Source organism: Phycobacter sedimenti (assembly GCF_038148855.1).
Lineage (GTDB): Bacteria > Pseudomonadota > Alphaproteobacteria > Rhodobacterales > Rhodobacteraceae > Phycobacter > Phycobacter sedimenti.
In genome coordinates this window covers 8,361-27,667 of the sequence record NZ_JBBVGR010000006.1, presented here as the reverse complement: position 1 = coordinate 27,667, position 19,307 = coordinate 8,361, and the positions used below count along the sequence as shown (strand labels likewise).

Below are 19,307 nucleotides of genomic sequence, written 5' to 3'. Positions count from 1 at the left end.
GTTTATGAATCCGCCCAAACTTCCTTGCGATTTAGGTGTTTTCCCTAGGTCACACCGCTCCGGCGTTTACCCGTCGGTAAAAAAACCGCCAAAACAGGCGGAACATCAGGAAGAGGTAAAAATGAACAAATCCGTATTTTTGGGCGCGCTGACCGTTGCCGGTGTTGCTGCTGGTGCAGCTGCTGCCGGCACGCTGGACGATGTGAAAGCCCGCGGCAAACTGAACTGCGGCGTCACCACCGGTCTGGTCGGTTTTGCTGCTCCGAATGCGAATGGGGAATGGGAAGGTTTTGACGTCGCTGTCTGCCGTGCCGTCGCTGCGGCCGTGCTGGGCGACTCGACCGCTGTCGAATTCGTGCCGACCACCGGCAAAACCCGCTTCACGGCTCTGGCCTCGGGTGAAATCGACATGCTGGCGCGCAACACCACCTGGACCTTCTCGCGCGATGTCGACCTGAAGTTCGAATTCACCGGCGTGAACTACTACGACGGTCAGGGCTTCATGGTTCCCAAAGAGCTGGGCGTGTCCTCGGCCAAGGAACTGGACGGCGCAACCGTTTGCATCCAGACCGGCACCACCACCGAGCTGAACCTGGCGGACTTCTTCCGCTCGAACAACATCAGCTACGAGCCGGTTCCGATCGAAACCAACGCCGAAGCACAGCAGCAGTACCTGGCTGGCGCCTGTGACGTCTACACCACCGACGCTTCCGGTCTGGCGGCAACCCGCGCGACCTTTGACGACCCCTCCGCGCACGTCCTGCTGCCCGAGATCATCTCCAAAGAGCCGCTCGGCCCGCTTGTCCGCCACGGCGACAACGAATGGGGTGACGTGGTCCGCTGGACGCTGAACGCGCTGATCACCGCCGAAGAATTGGGCGTGACCTCTGCCAACCTGGCGGAAATGTCCGCAGGCACCACCAACCCGGAAATCAACCGTCTGCTGGGTACCGAAGGCACCCTGGGCGAGATGCTGGGTCTGTCGGCTGACTGGGCGAAAAACGCGATCGCCGCTGGCGGCAACTACGGTGAAGTGTTTGCCAAGAACATCGGTGAAGACACCCCGATCGGTCTTGCGCGCGGCCTGAACGCACAGTGGACCGAAGGTGGCCTGCTGTACTCGCCGCCCTTCCGCTAAACACACCAAGGAGAGGGCGCGGGTTCATTCCGCGCCCTTTTCCTAACCATATGAAAGCTTCGGATTTCTGCGGAGCGGGGAATAACCCCGCCGTGACATAAATTCGCTGCCTCGGGGATCTCTTTACATGTCAACTCTTACTGACCCTCCACAGGAGCAGTTTCGGCTGTCCATGTTGGTCAACGATACCCGCTATCGTTCGTTGACCTTCCAGGCCATCGCCGCGATCCTGCTGGCCCTGTCGATCTGGTATCTGGGCAACAACCTGATCCAGAACCTGCGCGCCGCAGGTCTCAACATCTCATACGACTTCCTCGGCAATCCCGCCGGCTACGATATCAACCAGCGCCTTGTCGAATATGACAACCAGGACAGCCATGGTCGCGCGGCTCTGGTTGGTATCCTGAACACGCTTCTGGTTGCCTTTCTTGCCTGTATCACCGCCACCATATTCGGCGTGATTGCCGGCGTTCTGCGCCTTTCCAACAACTGGCTCGTTTCCAAGCTGATGGCGGTCTATGTCGAGATCTTCCGGAACATTCCGGTTCTGATCTGGATCATCATCATTTTCACCATCATGACGGCGGCGCTGCCTGGCCCCAGGGAATTTCGGGGAGATAGCCCGGATGCAAGCATGGCGCTGGATCTCTTTGCCTTCACAAACCGTGGCGTCTACATCCCGATGCCCTGGTTCGAGAGCGGACTGTTTGCTTCGGCGGCGATGAACTGGCTGCTGGTGCTGGCGGTTCTTTTCGGCTCGTTCTTTGCGACCCGCAAGATCGATGCCTGGGCGACCCAGAAACAGGAAGCAACGGGCGTTCGCCCCAAGACCCTGCTGATGGTGCTGGGCGTGTGGCTGATTCCGTTCCTGCTTTTGATGGTCATCATGGGACTGACCTGGGAAGTACCCGCGCTGAAGGGCTTCAACTTCCAGGGTGGCATCAAGATCGGCGGGCCGCTGATCGCACTGTGGTTTGCGCTGTCGATCTATACCGGTGCCTTTATCGCCGAGAACGTGCGGGCCGGTATCCAGGCGATCTCCAAAGGTCAGACCGAGGCCGCTGCGGCTCTGGGTCTGCGTCCCGGACGCATCATGAACCTGGTGATCCTGCCGCAGGCGCTGCGGGTGATCATCCCACCGCTGATTTCGCAGTATCTCAACATCACCAAGAACTCCTCGCTGGCGATCGCCGTGGGCTATGCGGATATCACCGCGACCTTGGGCGGCATCACCCTCAACCAGACGGGCCGCGCGATCGAATGCGTGCTGCTGCTGATGCTCTTCTATCTCACCGCATCGCTGGTCATCTCGATGGTGATGAACATCTACAACGCCTCCGTGAAGCTGAAGGAGCGCTGAGCCATGAGTGACAAGACATCTGATTCGATCGCCTTTGTCGCCAAAGGCACCATTCCACCGTCGCCGCCGCCTGCCAGCCAGGCCGGGGTGGTCAAATGGCTGCGGGAAAACCTGTTCTCCAGCGTTCCGAACGGGATCCTCACGCTGGTTGCCTTGACAGTGATCTACCTGATCCTGCAGAAAACCGTGCCCTGGCTGTTCAACGGCGTCTGGACGACCACCTCTCTGAACGAGTGCCGCGAGGTGCTTGATGGCAAAGTGGGCGCCTGTTTCTCGGTCCTGACCGAGCGCTGGCATCAGCTCCTCTACGGGTTCAAATACCCGGCTGAGTTCTACTGGCGTCCGAATCTGGCCCTGGTTCTGCTGCTGGTTGCCGTGGCCCCGGTCCTGTTCTTTGACCTGCCGCGCAAGATGCTGATCTTTACCGGCCTCTATCCCTTTATCGCCTTCTGGCTGATCTGGGGCGGGACCATCATGGCGCCGATCATTGCTCTCTTGGGCTTTGTTGCCGGGGGGGTGGTGTTTCAGGTCTATGGTCGTGGTTCCTTTGCTGCGGGCTTTTTCGGGGGTATCGCAGCTGCGCTGATCATCTGGGCGCTGGGCGGGATGCTGATCCCTGAAGGGGCCTCGGAGAACGCCATGCTGCAGGCCGTGCCCTCGCGCGATCTGGGCGGCTTCATGCTGAACCTGATGCTGGGTGTGACCTGTGTGTCGCTGTCCCTGCCGCTGGGCATTGCCCTGGCGCTGGGCCGTCAGTCGAACATGCCGCTGATCAAGTGGATCTGCGTCGTCTTCATCGAGTTCGTGCGGGGCGTGCCGCTGATCACGCTTCTGTTCGTGGCTTCGGTGATGCTGGCCTACTTCTTCCCGCCGGATGCCACCGTGGACCTGTTCCTGCGCGTGGTCATCATGATCACCATGTTCTCGGCAGCCTATATCGCCGAGGTGATCCGGGGTGGCCTTGCTGCATTGCCCAAGGGCCAGTACGAGGCAGCGGATTCGCTGGGTCTCGACTACCCGCAGGCGATGCGTCTGATCATCCTGCCGCAGGCGCTGAAGATCTCGATCCCCGGTATCGTGAACGTGGCTGTTGGCCTGTTCAAGGACACCACGCTGGTTTCGGTCATCTCGATGTTCGACCTCGTGGGCATGATCCGCGGGCCGATCCTGGCTTCGACCGAATGGAACGGCGTCTACTGGGAGCTTCTGGGCTTTGCCGCGCTCCTGTTCTTCGTCGTCTGCTACGGCATCTCTCAATACTCGCAATGGCTGGAACGCCGTCTTGCGACCGATCACCGATAAGGAGGCCAAGATATGACTGGCACTTCACAAATGCAGGTATCCGACAAAGTCGCGATCACCATTGACGGAATGAACAAGTGGTACGGCTCTTTCCACGTGCTGCGGGACATCAACCTGACGGTCTACGAGGGGGAGCGGATCGTCATCTGTGGCCCCTCTGGATCTGGTAAATCGACCCTGATCCGCTGCATCAACGCGCTGGAAGAACACCAGCAGGGTTCGATTACCGTGGACGGGACGCTGCTGTCGTCGGATCTGAAGAACATCGACAAGATCCGGTCCGAGGTTGGCATGTGCTTCCAGCACTTCAACCTGTTCCCGCACCTGACCATCCTCGAGAACTGCACGCTGGCACCGATCTGGGTCCGCAAGACGCCCAAGAGGGAAGCCGAAGAACGTGCGATGCACTTCCTCGAGAAGGTCAAGATCCCGGATCAGGCCAACAAGTACCCCGGTCAGCTTTCCGGTGGTCAGCAGCAGCGTGTGGCCATCGCGCGCAGCCTGTGCATGATGCCGCGCATCATGCTGTTCGATGAACCGACATCGGCGCTGGATCCCGAGATGATCAAGGAGGTGCTCGACACCATGATCGAACTCGCGGAGGAAGGTATGACCATGCTGTGCGTAACGCACGAGATGGGTTTTGCCCGTCAGGTGGCGAACCGCGTGATCTTCATGGATGCGGGCCAGATCGTGGAACAGAACGAGCCGGAGGCCTTCTTCAACAACCCGCAAAGCGAGCGGACGCAGCTGTTCCTGAGCCAGATCCTCGGGCACTAAGCTCCGGGATTATAGGGCACAAAAAGACCCGCCGGGATGCCCCGGCGGGTTTTTCTGTTTGTAGGGGGCGCTCAGGCGCCCAAGAGTTCACGCGGGACGGTGAAGTCGACCACCTTGCCGCTGCTCCAGGTCAGATCGTTCCAGGTGTCGATGTCGAACCTGGCGATCAGCGTTGCGCCGGTTGGAAAATCGTCAAAGCGCGAGTGGTCCGGAGGATGGTTCACGATGGCATGGGCAAAGGCGGCAATGCCGGGATTGTGCCCCAGGATCATCGTTTGCGGATGGGCGGCTTCCCTCAGTACCTGAAAGATGATGTCCGAGCTGGCATGATACAGCCGCTCGGTAAATACGGCAGGCGCCTCTATGCCCATCAGATCGTATGTCTCCCGCGTGCGCTGCGCTGAGGAGGACAGAACCTGCGTTGGCAGCTGTTTGATATCCCTAAGCCAATCCCCAAGCGCTTTGGCCGAGGCCCGGCCCCGTTTGTTCAGCGGGCGGGAATGATCGCTGGGGGCGCTGGTGTCCCAGGCAGATTTTGCGTGGCGGGTCAGAATGAGGGTACAGGTCATGTCTTGTGGAAATAACTCATGTGATGGGCTGACTGCGCCGGGGCGCGGTCTGCGCCCTGGCTAAGGGGGCAGGCAAGCCTGGCAAGGCAACCGTTTGAAAGGCAGTGGAGCCCGTTCGGGGTCTCCAGGTGGCTGTGGCAGGCTGACAGGTCATAGGGACCTGCGTCAACCAGTGCGTGTACGGGGCAGGTCGTCAAGCAGGGACGGCCCGTACAGGTTTCGCACGGGGAGCGCTGCAATGGCGGTGCCGGTATTTCGATGTCCTGCCGCAAATGCAGCGCGCCCCTGTAAGATATCAACATGCCAACAGTATCATGGACCAGCATATGCGACGGGGATGTGAAAGCCCGGCCCGATGCCAGGGCCCAGCTCACAAAAGGACGATAGGGCGGCCCGCCAAAAGGATAATGCGTTGCAGCATCAAACTGCTGCCCCAGCCGATCAACCACGCGGCGAGACCATCGATCCAGAGGATCCGGTCTGCCGTCCAGAAACTCGGGCGTGTTTTGCAGGCGTGTCCAGCTGTCTTGCCCGGTCAGGCCAAGCAGGATCAGCGTCCCCGAGGTCAGCTCCTGTGTCGGTGTCCTGGCCGGATTGACTGCACCAAGGACGTCAAGGTGATGCTTGTGCGCAGCGTCCAGTATCTCCTGATATGTGACAACTGCTTTCATGGAGGCTCCTTGCGCGTACCCATGATCTTACTGGCGGATGAGAGGTTTCCAAAAGAAAACCGCCCTGCAGGGGGCGGTTTATGTCGTCATGAGGCAGAGGGCTGGTCAGGCGCGGATCATCGAGCCGGCACCGTGGTCGGTAAACAGTTCCAAGAGAACTGCATTTGGAACCCGCCCATCCACGATGGTACAGGCGCGCACACCATTGCGTACGGCGGCCAGGGCGGTTTCGGTCTTGGGGATCATGCCGCCCGCGATCACGCCGGATTCGGTCATCGCCTCGACATCCGCCGCCTTGAGTTCGGTCACCACCTCGCCGTCAGCGTTTTTTACTCCCGAGACATCTGTCAGCAGCAAGAGCCGGTCGGCGTTGAGCGATTCGGCGACCGCCCCGGCTGCGGTGTCGCCGTTGATGTTGAAGGTCTCCCCGTCGCGGCCTGCGCCGATGGGGGCAATGACCGGAATGATCTCTTTTTCGAAGAGATGACGCAGCACGGTCGGGTTCATCTCGACCGGCGTTCCGACAAACCCGAGGTCCGGGTTGGTCATTTCGCAGGTGATCAGGTTGGCATCCTTGCCCGAGAGGCCCACGGCCATGCCGCCCTGGGCGTTGATGGCCTGCACGATGCGTTTGTTCACAAGGCCGGACAGCACCATCTCCACGACGTCCATCGTCGCCTTGTCTGTGACCCGCTTGCCGTTGACGAACTCCGACTGGATCTGGAGCTTGTCGAGCATCGAATTGATCATCGGCCCGCCGCCATGCACGATGACAGGGTTCACCCCGACCTGGCGCAGCAGCACGATATCGCGGGCAAAGGTCTCCATCGCCTCGTCGCTGCCCATGGCGTGGCCGCCCAGCTTGATGACGATGATGGCATCGTCATAGCGCTGCATGTAGGGCAGGGCGCTGGACAAAGTCTCGGCGGTGGCAATCCAATCGCGGTTCATATCTTGTTTCTTCATAGCTGGGGTCCCTTTGGCGCACCGTGTTACGCGGTTCTGCGCCTCCTGCCAAGTGGGCGTTGCAGCGGCCGACGGGAATGATAGGGTCGCAGCATCCATCCCTCAGAGCGGAACACACCCCATGAGCCAGAAGACGCTTTTGCTCACCGGAGCCAGTCGCGGCATCGGTCATGCGACCGTGCGCCATTTCAACGCCGAAGGCTGGCGGGTCATCACCTGCTCGCGCCAGCCTTTCCCGCAGGAATGTCCCTGGGGCGGCGGAGAGGAAAACCACGTCCAGCTGGATCTCTCGGATCCCAGCGACACGATCAATGCCGTGGGCGTGATCCAGGAGCGTCTGGGGGGGCGGCTGGATGCCCTGGTCAACAATGCCGGGATATCGCCGAAGGGGCCGAACGGAGAGCGCCTGAACACGCTCGACACGGATCTCATGACTTGGGGCAAGGTGTTCCATGTGAACTTCTTTGCCTCGGTGGTGCTGGCACGTGGCCTCAAGGATGAATTGGCCGCCGCCAAGGGATCGGTGGTCAATGTGACTTCCATCGCAGGCAGCCGTGTGCACCCCTTTGCAGGCGCGGCCTATGCGACCTCAAAGGCCGCATTGGCGGCGCTCACGCGTGAGATGGCGCATGACTTCGGCCCGCTGGGCGTTCGGGTCAATGCCATTGCGCCAGGCGAAGTGGAAACGGCGATCCTTTCGCCGGGGACGGAACAGATCGTGGAAAAGCTGCCGATGCAGCGCCTTGGCCAGCCGGAAGAGGTCGCCGCTGCGATCTATTTCCTGTGTTCGGAGGGGAGTTCCTACATCTCGGGGGCCGAGATCGAGGTGAATGGCGCCCAGCATGTCTGACGGGCGCCTGCAGCGTTAGTCGATACCGGCGATAATCGTGCGCAGGGTCGCGATCCCGTCGCCCTTTTCCGAGGAGGTCAGGACAATCTCAGGATAGGCGGCAGGGTGTTTCGAGAGCGCGCCGCGCACCTGTTCCAGCACCTTGTCCAGATCCTTGGCCTTGACCTTGTCAGCCTTGGTCATGACGCATTGGAATGTCACCGCCGCACTGTCCAGAAGCGCCATGATTTCCTCATCGACCTTCTTGATGCCATGACGGCTGTCGATCAGCACAAAGGCGCGGCGCAGGGTCTGGCGGCCGCTGAGATAGCGTTTCAGCAGTTTCTGCCATTTTTCCACCACTGCCAGCGGGGCATTGGCATAGCCATAACCCGGAAGGTCCACGAGGTAGAGCTCGGGCCCTTGGGTGAAATAGTTGATTTCCTGCGTACGCCCCGGCGTGTTGGACGCGCGCGCCAGCCCCTTGGTGCCGGTCAGCGCATTGATCAGGCTTGATTTGCCCACGTTCGAGCGGCCTGCAAAACAAACCTCAACCCGGTCCGCCTCGGGCAGGCCGGTCATGGCGACGACGCCCTTCAGGAACTCCGACTGGCCCGCAAAAAGCTTGCGACCCTTTTCCGCGGTCACGTCATCGGGCGTTTCCGCCAGGGGAAATTGCAATTGCATCAAAGCACCTTTACCGGATCGCCGAGGCGGATGTCACCGCCGCGTACGACCTCTGCATAGACCGAAAAATCCTGATGGCCGAATGCGCCGTTCAGGGTCTTGAGCGTGTCGGCATCGCGCACGCCCGTGATTGGGTTCGCTGTTGTTGCCATGCAGCGCTGGGTGCGTTCGCGCACGGCAAAGACCGCTTCGCCAATCTGGACGTCACGGCCCAGCCAGTCATGTTCTGCCCAGGCCTCAACCAGATCGAACCAGATGTTCCCGCGCCAGCGCAAGGGAGACAGATCCTGACCCATGGCGGCCTCAACCGCGTGGTGGGAGGCAAGATTGCACAGGGTCACCGAGGGGAAATCGGTATCCGTCATGCCGCGTCCCGGAACGCGCACAATCCGTGCGGAGGTTGCGCGCCCGTCGGGCATCAGCGGGCGCACCCAGTCGAGAAAACGAGGCAGATCGTCCAGCGCATCGGGATTGAACGTCAGAGTGTCACGGTCGGGGTGGCTCAGGGACACTGTGCCTGCCGCGGCATCGTAGGCTGCGGTGATGGCCATCAGTTGCGGTGCCTTGGCGACGCGGCTGAAATTGGAGCAGGGCACCCAGGCGCTGCCGTCGGCCGTGGAGGCCTCATGGGCAACCGCCCAAACGCGATCGCCGGGCATGGTCTGCCCGGCGGTCAGCGTGACGCTCTCCAGCGCCTCCCGGCCATGTGATTTGACCGGGTGGCGCCAGATTTCTGTAACGGTGTGGCTCATTTTCCGTCCGTCTTTGGTTCGCGCTTGAGGCTCGACTTGATGTTGCCAAAGACGTCCGGCTTGTAGCCGTGGCTGCGCATGATCAGATACTGCTGGGTAAAGGTGATCGTGTTGTTTGCGATCCAGTAGACCACCAGACCCGAGGCGAAACCACCCAGCATGAACATGAAGACCCACGGCATCCAGGCAAAGATCATCTTCTGCGTCGGATCGGTGGGCGCCGGGTTCAGCTTCTGCTGCAGCCACATCGAGATGCCCAGCAGGATGGGCAGAATGCCGATGAAGATCAGCGACAGAACGCTCTCAGCGGCAGGGGCCGCGAAGGGCAGCAGGCCGAAGAGGTTCATCAGCGAGGTCGGGTCCGGCGCGCTGAGGTCCTGGAAGGGACCGAAGAAGGGGGCGTGGCGCAGTTCCAGCGTCACGAAGATCACCTTGTAGAGCGAGAAGAAGATCGGGATCTGGATCAGGATCGGCAGACAGCCGGCGGCCGGATTGACCTTCTCTTTCTTGTAGAGCTCCATCATCTCTTTCTGCAGCTTCTGTCGGTCATCGCCGGCGCGCTCTTTCAGCTTCTCCATCTCCGGCTGCAGTTCCTTCATTTTCGCCATAGAAGCGTAGGACTTGTACGCCAGCGGGAAGACGAGGATCTTGATGAAGATGGTGAGGCCGATGATCGCCCAGCCCATGTTGCCGATCAGGGCATTGAGCCAGTGCAGGACCGCGAAGATAGGCTTGGTCAGGAAGAAGAACCAGCCCCAGTCGATACTGTCGAGGAAGCCTTCGATACCGTCCTTCTGGTAGCCGCGGATGGTTGCCCATTCCTTGGCACCGGAGAACAGCATGGTGGTGACTTCTGCGGATTGACCATCCGCCAGGGTCTGGGTCGGCAGAACGATGTCTGTCTGGTAGATCTCGCGGCGCTCGTCATACTTTGCGATCGAGCGGAAGCCTTGGCCCGGTGCGGGCACCAGAGTGGACATCCAGTAGTGGTCGGTGAAGCCGATCCAGCCATTGCTTTCGATCTGCTTCACTTCGGCTCGGGCGCCGTCACGGGGGTCAGGTTCGAAATCCACCATGTCGTCATAGTCGATTTCGGCCAACTCGCCATCGGCCATACCCACAACGCCTTCATGCAGGATAAAGAAGTTCTTGAGATCGGACGGCTCGCCATGGCGGGCCAGCGTGCCGTAGGGGGCAAGGGCAACTGTCGAACCGCTGGCGTTGCGGACGGACTGGGTCACAGAAAAGAGGTAGTTTTCGTCAACCGATACTGTGCGAGAGAAGGTCAGCCCCTTGCCATTGTCCCAAGTCATGGTGATTGGGGTTTCGGGCGTCAGGGTTTGCCCCCCCTCTGCCGACCAGATGGTATTGGCGCCAGGGACATCCTCAAAGGTCAGGCCAGCGCCTGGTGCCCAGCCATAGAGCGCGTAAAAGGCTTCAGGCTGGCCGACAGGGGTCAGCACGTGAACGATATCCGCATCCTCATCCAGAGATTCGCGGTAGTCTTTCAGTGCAAGATCGTCGATGCGGCCACCCTGCAGCGAGATGCTGCCAGCCAGGCGCGGCGTGTCGATCTTCAGACGCGGAGCGCTCGGGGCTTTGACCTCCTCGCTCGGCTGCGTGCTGACGGCGGTGCCGCTCTGGGCGACGCCGGGGGCACTGGCAGTTGCGCTGGCCGGAGCGGTTTCAGCGGCAACCGGCTCGGGGGGCGTTTCCGGCTCTGGCGGAGGGAAAAAACTGTACCACCCGAGAATCACCAGGAAGCTGAGCGCTGTTGCGAGAATGAGATTCTTGTTCTGATCGTCCATTGGGGACCGCCACCTCGTGCATGGAATGACAGGGTGTGGTTCAACAGAGGTGAGCCGCAAAGGTCAAGCGGAATCGGGAAAATCGACGGCGTCATAGCGCCGCCGACCAGAGGTTTCCCTCTGCAATCCGCGATTTCAGGGGTTTTGGCGACCAATCAACGGCGCATCCTGCAGTTTCGCCTGATGGGCTGTCATCCAATCGAGAGTTTGGTCAAAAGGCATGGGGCGCCCAATACCAAAGCCTTGAACATGATCGCATCCCAGTTGTGACAGGAGGGCATGTTCCCCGACGGTTTCCACACCTTCGGCCAGGGTTTCCAGATCCAGACGCTCTGCCATGGTCAGAATGGCTGCGATCAACTTCTGCTGTTCTGGGTCGCGGTCCGATTTCATGACAAAGGAGCGGTCGATCTTGATGCGCGAGATATTGAACCGGCGAACCGCCGATATGGAGGCATGTCCGGTGCCAAAGTCATCCAACTCGATTCGGCAGCCCATTGCGCTGAGTGCGGCGATATTGCGGGTGACCACATCGTCGGGCTGATCGGTCATCACCGTTTCCAGTACCTCGACCGACAGGCGTTCCGGCGACAGGCCAAAGCGCTCAAGCTCCCAGCGCACATTGTCGGCAAGACCCGGGTTGCGCAGTTCCTGCGTGGCAAAGTTCACACCTACCGAGGGTACTTCGACTCCTGCAGCATCCCAGGCTTTGATCGCCGTAAGGGAGTGAAACAGCATCACCTGGCTCAGCCGCTCCATCAAACCGGCTTCTTCAAGCGCGGGCAGGAAGCTGTTTGGCGGAATAAGGCCGCGGACAGGATGCATCCAGCGCGCGAGCGCCTCGAAGCCGGAGACGCGGCCTGTGTCGGTCGAAATCTGTGGCTGGAACCACGGCACGATCTGCCCCGACTCCAAAGCCTCTGCAGCTTCATCCCGCAAATTGCACCGTGCCTTGTTGCGGTGATAGATGTCGGCTGAGTAGACGCGAATGCCGGAGGGTCCATTCTGTTGGGCATCTGCCAGGGCCGTGGCCGCAGCGCCGCTCCAATCCGATGGCTTGGTGCCCGGCGCCCGGCTGCGCAGACAAAAGCCGATCGAACAGGAGACGTATACCGAGGTGCCATCAAGGCTGATCGGCTCTTCCACGGCCGATTGCATGCGTCCCGAAAGCTGTACGCAGGATTCCAGATCAAGCTGCAAAACCGGGGTCAGGCAGACGCCGAACTTGCTGTCACCGATCCGCGCGACGGTGTCCTTGTTGCGCAGGGTGCTTGCGATGCGATCACCGCAGCGTTGAATGATCTGATCCCCGGCTTCCTGACCATAGCGGTCCACGATGTCTTTGAAGTCGTCGATCTCGATCAGGTAGATGACCGACCGCAGGCCAGTGTCGGTGGTTTCCTCGAACACCTCGCGTACTTCGGTTTCAAATCCCTCGCGCAGGATCATGCCGGTGATGCTGTCGCGGGGCGTGCCAAGGCTGCGAGAGCGGTCAAAGCCGCCAAGCGCGGCAAACAGCACAGGCAGGCCCAATGCCACCCACAAAAGAGCCGCCTCGCCGCCAAGCCAGAAGGTCGCGAGCGTCAGGGCAGGCAGGAAAGCAAGCACCGGTGGCGTGAACAACGCCGGTGCCACTTTTCTCCTGATGCGCGTCAGCAGACCTGATTGGAATTTGGGCATGAGCAGACCTTTCCCCTTCAGCACATGAGTGCAGGATGAGACTAGGGGCTGCTTCTGACCGCGGAGTTAACGCAATGCGGGAATCTCGTCGGATTCTGCTGCTTCAAACGCGTTTTTCAGCTCCAGTCCGGCAAAATCGAACAATTTCGGGTCCAAAAGGTGGGAGGGGCGCGCATTCATGAGGGCCCGGAACATCACCTGGCGCCGTCCCGGGCTGTTTGATTCCCACTGGTCCAGAATCTGTTTGACCTGCTGGCGTTGCAGCCCGTCCTGACTGCCGCACAGATCACAGGGAATGATCGGGTAATTCATGGCCTTGGCGAATTTTTCGCAGTCGGCCTCTGCCACATGGGCAAGGGGGCGAAACACGAACAGATCGCCTTCTTCATTGACCAGTTTCGGCGGCATGGTGGCCAGACGCCCTCCGTGGAACAGGTTCATGAAGAAGGTTTCAAGGATGTCGTCTCGATGATGCCCGAGCACGACGGCAGAGCAGCCTTCTTCGCGGGCAATCCGGTAGAGGTTGCCGCGCCGCAGGCGCGAGCAGAGCGCGCAATAGGTGCGCCCCTGCGGGACCTTGTCGACAACGATGCTGTAGGTGTCCTGATACTCTATGCGGTGTGGCACGCCCATCTTTTCCAGAAACTCGGGCAGAACCGTGGCCGGAAAGCCCGGCTGACCCTGATCCAGATTGCAGGCCAGAAGGTCCACCGGCAGAAGGCCGCGCCATTTCAGTTCGTAAAGCACCGCGAGGAGCGTATAGCTGTCCTTGCCGCCAGACAGGCAGACCAGCCAGCGCGGTGTGCTGCCATCGGCGCGGCGTTCCACCATACCGTATTGCTCAATCGCCTCGCGGGCATAGCGCACGATGCGTTTGCGCAGCTTCTTGAACTCGGTGGTAGAGGGCGCACCGGCAAACAGCGGGTGGATTTCGTCCAGATCATCATCAAGCATGACGGCCCCGTAGCCTCTGGAGCGGTTTTTGCCAAGAAGATTCCGTTGATCAGCCCCACAAGCGAGATCTTGGTCATCCAAAGGCCGCACCGCAGCGTAACCCTCCGAAAGGAGAAGATGATGCGAGCATTTTTTGTCTGTATCTATGCGCTGGTCCTGGGGCTGGTCTTGTCGGCCTGCGGGCGGCCTGATCTTGCGGACCAGAGCCTGAGTGACAAACGGTTGAACCTTGAGGAGTATTTTGACGGGCGGACGGTCGCCTACGGCCAGTTCACCGACCGGTTCGGCACTGTACGGCGCCGTTTCAAGGTCGAGATCGACGGTACCTGGGATGGTAACACGCTGAAGCTGGTCGAAAACTTCGAGTATGCCGATGGCAGCACCGAGCAGCGCATCTGGTCGCTGACACAGACTGGCGAGGACAGCTGGCAGGGCACTGCCGAAGGCGTTCAGGGCGTCGCAACGGGCGAAGAGAGTGGCGATACCTTCAACTGGCGCTACACCATCGATCTGCCGATGCCGGATGGTGACACGATGCGGGTCAGCTTTGATGACTGGATGTGGCTGCTGGAAGATGGACGCCTGCTGAACAAGGCCTACATGAGCCGCTTTGGAGTGACGCTTGGCGAGGTGACTATTTTCTTCGAGAAGAAATAGCCAATCAGTTGTCCGGTGCTTCGGGGGGCTGGGCGGTCTTGTCGGGAACCGGGTCGTAGCCATCCCCGCCAAACGGGTGGCACCGCCCGATCCGCCGCGCTGCAAGCCAGCTGCCCTTGATCGCCCCGTGCTTTTCCAGCGCCTCAAGCGCATAGGCAGAGCAGGTGGGCTGATACCGACAGTTGAACCCGACCCATGGGCTGAAGATCAGCCGATAGGCGTGCACGGGCAACGCTATGAGACGGGCAAAGGGTGACATGCGCTGTAGATAGGCTCCGATGACCTTGCATGAAAGCCCCGCAGGCCAGATCAGCCGTGGATTTTCCTGAGGGCGTAGATCAGGTCCCGCTTCAGCTCTTCGAAGGGGCGCTGGGCCGTGTCCTGCGCACGCCCGATCAGAACATAGTCCCAACCGGCACGGCCATGTGCGGGCAGCACCATCCGGGCCACTTCACGCAGGCGGCGCTTGGCGCGATTGCGGGCAACCGCATTGCCGACTTTCTTGGAGCAGGTAAAGCCGACGCGAATCCCGCCATCATCACGGCGGTTGCGCCCCTGAACCATCATGCCCTTGCTGCCCTGACGGCGCGCGCGGGCCGCCGCAAGAAAATCACGGCGTTTGGTGATGACTTCGATGTTGGTCAGTGTTTCGGCATCATCCTGACAAACGGAAACCGCCGAAGGCGTGTCCCGCGTGTCGGCAGAGCCGTCCTTGGGGGCCTTCGGCGGTGTCATTCCGTCAACGCGTGCAGCGTGGCGCGAACTTATGCGCTCAGCTCTTTGCGGCCACGTGCGCGGCGTGCGTTCAGGATCTTGCGGCCTGCCTTGGTGGCCATGCGCGCACGGAAGCCGTGGCGGCGTTTGCGAACCAGGTTCGAAGGCTGATAGGTGCGTTTCATCGCTCCGGTCTCCACATTATGTCATCGGGCGCGGCGCGGAATCGCCTGCCGGGTCTAATCTCGAAGCCCGGTCTTTAGGAGGGATCGGGCGCCAAGTCAAACCCATTGGCCGGGTTTTTCGCGGCTTTTCTGACCTTGATACAATATTTATGTCACAAAACCGCGTTGCGCAGCCGGAAAAGAGGCGTTTCCTTCGCGGAATATTTCAGATCGGCGCCCGCTTGACGGACATTATCACAAATACGATCTCCAAAGATCAAGCGACCGTGAACTGCTATGCCCTAAACGTGCACTCTGGCCATATTGGCGGTAGGAAGCGGCAAGAGACAGGAGAGGCACCAAGATGAGCAACGGCACAGTTCCACAACCGGATCCCCAGAAGACGGGGCTGGCCCGGCATTTGCCACTGATTGTCGTTGCCATCGTTGCGATCATCGGTGCGGTGACGCTCAAGGATTATCTGACCTTTGAAACCCTGCGTGACAATCGCGAGGCGCTTCTCGGCTTTCGGGATCAGAACTTTCTGGGCCTCGCTGCCTCCTTTGCGGCCATCTACGTCGTGATGGTTGTCTTTTCGCTGCCGGGCGCGGCGGTGGCTTCGGTCACGGGCGGGTTCCTGTTCGGCCTGGCGACTGGGACAGCATTGAACGTGGTTTCGGCCACCATCGGGGCTGCCGGTATTTTTCTTGCGGCGCGCTGGGGGCTGGGCGACATGCTGTCGGCGCGCTTCGAGGCTGCCGAAGGGCGGGTGCAGATGCTGAAGCATGCCTTGCGCCAGAACGAGATCGAGGTGCTCCTGCTGCTGCGGCTGGTGCCTGCGGTGCCGTTCTTTGTGGCGAATCTCCTGCCGGCCATGGTGGGGGTGAAGTTCGGCAACTTCCTGTGGACCACTGCGCTGGGCATCATCCCTGGTGCCATCGTCTTTACCTGGATCGGGGTTGGGGTTGGCGCGGTCTTTGACCGCGGGGAGGATCCGGATCTGTCGCTTCTGTGGGAGCCACACGTAATCGGCCCGATCCTGGGGCTATGTGTGCTTGCGGTCATGCCGATCATCGTGAAATCCGTGCGTGGCAAGGCGCCCGGCAAAAGGCCGGAGGCCTGATCATGAAAAAACTCGCATGTGACCTGTTGGTGATCGGCGCTGGGTCCGGGGGGCTGTCCGTTGCCGCCGGGGCCAGCCAGATGGGCGCGGATGTTGTTCTTCTGGAAGGGCACAAAATGGGCGGCGACTGCCTGAACTACGGCTGCGTGCCGTCCAAGGCGCTGCTTGCCAGTGCCAAGGCGGCCTATGGTCAGGCACATTCCAGCCCCTTTGGTGTCGCCGGTCAGGCGCCGCAGGTGGACTACGCTGCGGCAAAGGATCATGTGCGCGATGTGATCGAAACCATTGCACCGGTCGACAGTCAGGAGCGGTTCGAAGGCTTCGGGGTGCATGTCATCCGGGAGTTCGGCCGATTTGTCTCTGCGCGCGAAGTGGAGGCCGGGGGCTATTCCATAACCGCAAGGCGGATCGTGATCGCGACCGGCTCTTCCCCGCTGGTGCCGCCGATTCCCGGTCTCGATCAGGTGCCCTACGAGACAAACGAAACCCTGTTCGATCTTCGCGAACGCCCGGAACACCTGCTGATTATCGGCGGTGGTCCCATCGGCATGGAGATGGCACAGGCCCACGTCCGCCTTGGCTGCAAGGTGACGGTTATCGAAGGCGGTACGGCGCTGGGCCGGGACGATCCCGAGGCGGCAGCAGTGGTGTTGGATCACCTGCGCAGCGAAGGCGTCGAGATCGCCCAGCAGGCGTTGGCTGCCGAGGTGCGTGGGCAGGCGGGTGCCATTGAAGTCGAGGTCCAGGATGGCCGTATCTTCAAAGGCACGCATCTGCTGGTCGCGGTGGGGCGCAAGGCCAACATGGATCGGCTGGATCTCACGAAAGCAGGGATCGACCGGACCAAAACGGGCATCAAGGTCGACGCCAGCCTGCGGACCTCCAACCGGAGAGTCTATGCCATCGGCGATGTGGCGGGTGGGCTGCAATTCACTCATGTGGCAGGCTATCATGCCGGGGTGATCATCCGCTCCAGCCTCTTTGGCCTGCCCTCAAAGGCCAAGACCGCCCATATTCCCCGCGCCACCTACACGGATCCGGAGCTGGCGCAGGTCGGTCTGACCGAAGCCGAGGCGCGGCAGGTGCATGGCGAAAGGCTTGAGGTCGCGCGCTTCGATTTCAGCCACAACGACCGCGCCCTGGCCGAGCGCAAGGCCAAGGGATTCATCAAGGTGATGGTGGTCAAGGGGCGCCCCGTGGGCGTGACCATCGTGGGGCATCAGGCCGGAGAGCTGATCAATCTCTGGTCGCTTGTCCTCGCCAACAAAATGAAAATGAGCCAGGTTGCAGCCATGGTCTCCCCCTATCCGACGATCGGGGAGGTCAACAAACGCGCTGCGGGGGCCTATTTCTCTCCGCGCCTATTTGATAATCCCAAGGTTGAACGCGTGGTCCGGTTTGTTCAACGCTGGATCCCCTAGGCCGAAAGGGGCGCAATGCTGAATACGCTGTCGGGCAGATTCCTGGTTCTGACCACGGTCTTTGTGATGCTGGCCGAAGTGCTGATCTTTGTGCCCTCGGTCTCAAGGTTTCGCCTCGATTACCTGTCTGACCGGCTGGAGCGCGCGCAGATCGCCTCGCTTGCACTTTTGGCGGATGATATGCTGGACAGCGACCTGGAAGCAGAGCTTCTGGAGAATGCCGGCGTGTTCAACGTGGTTCTGCGCCGGGATGAGATGCGACAGCTGGTTCTGTCTTCCCCGATTCCTCAGCCTATTGAAGGCACGTTCGATCTGCGGATGACCGGACCCTTCACCCTGATTGGTGATGCGATGAAACGCATGGTGACGCCGGGCAACCGGATCATCCGGGTCATTGGTGCACCGGTGCGGGATGCAGGGCTGCTGATCGAGATCACCATGGAAACGGCTCCACTCAGGGCTGCCATGATCGACTATGGTGTGAGGATCCTTGTCCTGTCAGCGGTGATCTCGGTCTTTACCGCGCTCTTGCTGTTCATGGCGGTGCGCGTCTTTCTGGTGCGCCCGATCAAGGGGGTGGTGGGCTACATGCAGCGCTATGCGGCAGCACCCGAAGATGCGCGTGGCATCATCCAGCCCAATGCCGGCGTGACCGAGCTGCGCGAAGCCGAAGAGGCGCTGATGAAGCTTCAGACCGAACTGACGCATGCGCTGAAACAGAAAGAACGTCTGGCCCAGCTTGGCGGAGCCGTGGCCAAGGTCAGTCACGATCTTCGCAATATCCTTACCTCGGCGCAGCTGTTCACCGACCGCATTGAAACCAGCGAAGATCCTCTGGTGCGCAGGCTTGCACCCAAGCTGGTGAATTCGATCACCCGCGCTGTTTCCCTGTGCGAAGGGACCTTGGCATTTGGGCGCGCAGAGGAGCCGGCGCCGACGTTCACGCAGGTGGCGCTGCTCGAGATTGCCAGCGATGTGGCCGAAAGCGAATCTCTGGCGGCTACGGGAACCGAGATCGACATCGTCGCCTCTGTTCCTGCCGACCTGGTGGTGCGGGCCGATCAGGAACAGTTGTTTCGGATCGTGATGAATCTGGTGCGCAATGCCCGGCAGGCCATCGCGGCGACCGGGAAACCGGGCCGGATCACCATCTCTGCGCAGGACGAGGCAGAAACCTGGCTAATCCGTATCGAAGACACCGGACCGGGCCTGCCCCAGAAAGCGCAGGATAAGCTTTTCAAGCCATTTCAGGGCGGGGCTCGAAAGGGCGGCAGTGGTCTGGGCCTGGCCATCGCGCAGGAGTTGGCGCGCGGTCACGGGGGCGGGGTCTACTTGCGCCAGACAGGTCCAGAGGGAACGGTTTTCGAGATTTGCCTGCCAAAGGGAGATGGGGCCTTTTAGCCGGTGCGGATGGATGACGCCTCCCACTCAAACTAATTTCGTTTTTGGGGTTGCGCCGGTCATCTGCTAGGATTAAACCCCGCCTCCAGTGGACCGATAGCTCAGCTGGATAGAGTACTTGACTACGAATCAAGGGGTCGGGGGTTCGAATCCTCCTCGGTCCGCCACTACCCGAACCGCCGGTCGCGGCAGTTCGGAACAGGCCAAATGGAACGTGACATACAGTTCCATGCCGGGAGCCTCAATCCCGCAGCAGTGGACCGATAGCTCAGCTGGATAGAGTACTTGACTACGAATCAAGGGGTCGGGGGTTCGAATCCTCCTCGGTCCG

The 19,307-nt window shown here is 60.7% G+C and carries 19 protein-coding genes and 2 tRNA genes; 11 read left to right on the top strand and 10 right to left on the bottom strand.

The features are described from left to right. Positions 1-121 precede the first annotated feature (121 nt). The 4 genes from AADA15_RS11480 (at position 122) to AADA15_RS11465 (ending at position 4,580) form a co-directional block, all read left to right on the top strand. The gene (locus AADA15_RS11480) at positions 122-1,138 is read left to right on the top strand and encodes an amino acid ABC transporter substrate-binding protein (protein ID WP_341641702.1); all 1,017 of its coding nucleotides are present in this window, start codon (positions 122-124) and stop codon (positions 1,136-1,138) included. A gap of 127 nt (positions 1,139-1,265) precedes the next feature. Further along, a complete protein-coding gene (locus AADA15_RS11475) occupies positions 1,266-2,498 on the top strand; it encodes an amino acid ABC transporter permease (protein ID WP_341641701.1) in 1,233 nt (410 codons plus the stop codon). 3 nt (positions 2,499-2,501) lie between these two features. Beyond that, a complete protein-coding gene (locus tag AADA15_RS11470; protein ID WP_341641700.1) occupies positions 2,502-3,800 on the top strand; it encodes an amino acid ABC transporter permease in 1,299 nt (432 codons plus the stop codon). 30 nt (positions 3,801-3,830) lie between these two features. Further along, positions 3,831-4,580 carry an amino acid ABC transporter ATP-binding protein gene (locus tag AADA15_RS11465; protein ID WP_341641985.1) on the top strand — a complete coding sequence of 250 codons (750 nt, stop codon included), beginning with the start codon at positions 3,831-3,833 and terminating at the stop codon, positions 4,578-4,580. Between the two features lie 71 nt (positions 4,581-4,651). On the opposite strand, the gene AADA15_RS11460 is transcribed toward AADA15_RS11465, so the two are convergent. Both AADA15_RS11460 and argB read right to left on the bottom strand, forming a co-directional pair. Next, positions 4,652-5,149 (bottom strand): SixA phosphatase family protein, encoded by a 498-nt coding sequence (locus tag AADA15_RS11460; protein ID WP_341641699.1) that lies wholly within the window; start codon positions 5,147-5,149, stop codon positions 4,652-4,654. A gap of 776 nt (positions 5,150-5,925) precedes the next feature. Further along, positions 5,926-6,786 (bottom strand): acetylglutamate kinase, encoded by an 861-nt coding sequence (argB, locus tag AADA15_RS11455; RefSeq protein ID WP_341641698.1) that lies wholly within the window; start codon positions 6,784-6,786, stop codon positions 5,926-5,928. A 121-nt stretch (positions 6,787-6,907) separates the two neighbouring features. Between argB and AADA15_RS11450 the strand changes: the two genes are divergently transcribed. Beyond that, on the top strand, positions 6,908-7,636 hold the full coding sequence (locus AADA15_RS11450) for an SDR family NAD(P)-dependent oxidoreductase (RefSeq protein WP_341641697.1): 729 nt from the start codon (positions 6,908-6,910) through the stop codon (positions 7,634-7,636). 15 nt (positions 7,637-7,651) lie between these two features. Here AADA15_RS11450 and yihA read toward each other — a convergent pair whose 3' ends face one another. From yihA to ttcA, 5 genes are all read right to left on the bottom strand, one after another. Next, entirely contained in the window at positions 7,652-8,302 is a 651-nt protein-coding gene (gene yihA, locus AADA15_RS11445; RefSeq protein WP_341641696.1) for a ribosome biogenesis GTP-binding protein YihA/YsxC, read from the bottom strand. Beyond that, the gene (locus tag AADA15_RS11440; RefSeq protein WP_341641695.1) at positions 8,302-9,054 is read right to left on the bottom strand and encodes an MOSC domain-containing protein; all 753 of its coding nucleotides are present in this window, start codon (positions 9,052-9,054) and stop codon (positions 8,302-8,304) included. Before AADA15_RS11440 ends, yihA begins: the two co-directional genes overlap by 1 nt. Then, positions 9,051-10,862, bottom strand: a complete 1,812-nt coding sequence (yidC, locus tag AADA15_RS11435; protein WP_341641694.1) for a membrane protein insertase YidC — start codon at positions 10,860-10,862, stop codon at positions 9,051-9,053. The genes AADA15_RS11440 and yidC overlap by 4 nt, the downstream gene beginning before the upstream one ends. Before the next feature lie 135 nt (positions 10,863-10,997). Beyond that, entirely contained in the window at positions 10,998-12,542 is a 1,545-nt protein-coding gene (locus tag AADA15_RS11430) for a putative bifunctional diguanylate cyclase/phosphodiesterase (protein ID WP_341641693.1), read from the bottom strand. Positions 12,543-12,608: 66 nt separating this feature from the next. After that, positions 12,609-13,496, bottom strand: a complete 888-nt coding sequence (gene ttcA, locus AADA15_RS11425) for a tRNA 2-thiocytidine(32) synthetase TtcA (RefSeq protein ID WP_341641692.1) — start codon at positions 13,494-13,496, stop codon at positions 12,609-12,611. 120 nt (positions 13,497-13,616) lie between these two features. Here ttcA and AADA15_RS11420 point away from each other — a divergent pair, with 120 nt between their 5' ends. Further along, positions 13,617-14,153, top strand: a complete 537-nt coding sequence (locus AADA15_RS11420; RefSeq protein WP_341641691.1) for a DUF3833 domain-containing protein — start codon at positions 13,617-13,619, stop codon at positions 14,151-14,153. Positions 14,154-14,157: 4 nt separating this feature from the next. Here AADA15_RS11420 and yidD read toward each other — a convergent pair whose 3' ends face one another. Genes yidD through rpmH form a run of 3 tightly spaced genes read right to left on the bottom strand, consistent with a single transcriptional unit; the run spans position 14,158 to position 15,052 of the window. Further along, on the bottom strand, positions 14,158-14,412 hold the full coding sequence (gene yidD, locus AADA15_RS11415; protein ID WP_341641690.1) for a membrane protein insertion efficiency factor YidD: 255 nt from the start codon (positions 14,410-14,412) through the stop codon (positions 14,158-14,160). A 50-nt stretch (positions 14,413-14,462) separates the two neighbouring features. After that, entirely contained in the window at positions 14,463-14,888 is a 426-nt protein-coding gene (gene rnpA, locus AADA15_RS11410) for a ribonuclease P protein component (RefSeq protein WP_341641689.1), read from the bottom strand. Between the two features lie 29 nt (positions 14,889-14,917). Then, positions 14,918-15,052 carry a 50S ribosomal protein L34 gene (gene rpmH / locus AADA15_RS11405; protein WP_008554144.1) on the bottom strand — a complete coding sequence of 45 codons (135 nt, stop codon included), beginning with the start codon at positions 15,050-15,052 and terminating at the stop codon, positions 14,918-14,920. A 343-nt stretch (positions 15,053-15,395) separates the two neighbouring features. On the opposite strand from rpmH, the gene AADA15_RS11400 reads away from it, so the two are divergent. The 5 genes from AADA15_RS11400 to AADA15_RS11380 all read left to right on the top strand — a co-directional run bounded on the left by AADA15_RS11400 (position 15,396) and on the right by AADA15_RS11380 (position 19,307). Next, positions 15,396-16,154 carry a TVP38/TMEM64 family protein gene (locus tag AADA15_RS11400; protein WP_341641688.1) on the top strand — a complete coding sequence of 253 codons (759 nt, stop codon included), beginning with the start codon at positions 15,396-15,398 and terminating at the stop codon, positions 16,152-16,154. Between the two features lie 2 nt (positions 16,155-16,156). Then, on the top strand, positions 16,157-17,575 hold the full coding sequence (locus AADA15_RS11395) for a dihydrolipoyl dehydrogenase family protein (RefSeq protein WP_341641687.1): 1,419 nt from the start codon (positions 16,157-16,159) through the stop codon (positions 17,573-17,575). A gap of 15 nt (positions 17,576-17,590) precedes the next feature. Beyond that, a complete protein-coding gene (locus AADA15_RS11390; RefSeq protein ID WP_341641686.1) occupies positions 17,591-18,976 on the top strand; it encodes a sensor histidine kinase in 1,386 nt (461 codons plus the stop codon). A gap of 90 nt (positions 18,977-19,066) precedes the next feature. After that, positions 19,067-19,143 (top strand) — tRNA-Arg (locus AADA15_RS11385). A 90-nt stretch (positions 19,144-19,233) separates the two neighbouring features. Beyond that, positions 19,234-19,307: transfer RNA gene (locus AADA15_RS11380), tRNA-Arg, on the top strand.

Excerpts from the sequence above, each read along its gene's own strand:
- yidD (WP_341641690.1), bottom strand. The coding sequence starts at position 14,412 with ATGTCACCCTTTGCCCGTCTCATAGCGTTGCCCGTGCACGCCTATCGG.
- argB (WP_341641698.1), bottom strand. The coding sequence starts at position 6,786 with ATGAAGAAACAAGATATGAACCGCGATTGGATTGCCACCGCCGAGACT.
- AADA15_RS11480 (WP_341641702.1), top strand. The coding sequence starts at position 122 with ATGAACAAATCCGTATTTTTGGGCGCGCTGACCGTTGCCGGTGTTGCT.
- yidC (WP_341641694.1), bottom strand. The coding sequence starts at position 10,862 with ATGGACGATCAGAACAAGAATCTCATTCTCGCAACAGCGCTCAGCTTC.
- AADA15_RS11465 (WP_341641985.1), top strand. The coding sequence starts at position 3,831 with ATGCAGGTATCCGACAAAGTCGCGATCACCATTGACGGAATGAACAAG.
- AADA15_RS11475 (WP_341641701.1), top strand. The coding sequence starts at position 1,266 with ATGTCAACTCTTACTGACCCTCCACAGGAGCAGTTTCGGCTGTCCATG.
- AADA15_RS11395 (WP_341641687.1), top strand. The coding sequence starts at position 16,157 with ATGAAAAAACTCGCATGTGACCTGTTGGTGATCGGCGCTGGGTCCGGG.
- rnpA (WP_341641689.1), bottom strand. The coding sequence starts at position 14,888 with ATGACACCGCCGAAGGCCCCCAAGGACGGCTCTGCCGACACGCGGGAC.
- AADA15_RS11470 (WP_341641700.1), top strand. The coding sequence starts at position 2,502 with ATGAGTGACAAGACATCTGATTCGATCGCCTTTGTCGCCAAAGGCACC.
- rpmH (WP_008554144.1), bottom strand. The coding sequence starts at position 15,052 with ATGAAACGCACCTATCAGCCTTCGAACCTGGTTCGCAAACGCCGCCAC.
- AADA15_RS11430 (WP_341641693.1), bottom strand. The coding sequence starts at position 12,542 with ATGCCCAAATTCCAATCAGGTCTGCTGACGCGCATCAGGAGAAAAGTG.
- AADA15_RS11440 (WP_341641695.1), bottom strand. The coding sequence starts at position 9,054 with ATGAGCCACACCGTTACAGAAATCTGGCGCCACCCGGTCAAATCACAT.
- AADA15_RS11450 (WP_341641697.1), top strand. The coding sequence starts at position 6,908 with ATGAGCCAGAAGACGCTTTTGCTCACCGGAGCCAGTCGCGGCATCGGT.
- AADA15_RS11400 (WP_341641688.1), top strand. The coding sequence starts at position 15,396 with ATGAGCAACGGCACAGTTCCACAACCGGATCCCCAGAAGACGGGGCTG.
- AADA15_RS11460 (WP_341641699.1), bottom strand. The coding sequence starts at position 5,149 with ATGACCTGTACCCTCATTCTGACCCGCCACGCAAAATCTGCCTGGGAC.
- ttcA (WP_341641692.1), bottom strand. The coding sequence starts at position 13,496 with ATGCTTGATGATGATCTGGACGAAATCCACCCGCTGTTTGCCGGTGCG.
- yihA (WP_341641696.1), bottom strand. The coding sequence starts at position 8,302 with ATGCAATTGCAATTTCCCCTGGCGGAAACGCCCGATGACGTGACCGCG.
- AADA15_RS11420 (WP_341641691.1), top strand. The coding sequence starts at position 13,617 with ATGCGAGCATTTTTTGTCTGTATCTATGCGCTGGTCCTGGGGCTGGTC.
- AADA15_RS11390 (WP_341641686.1), top strand. The coding sequence starts at position 17,591 with ATGCTGAATACGCTGTCGGGCAGATTCCTGGTTCTGACCACGGTCTTT.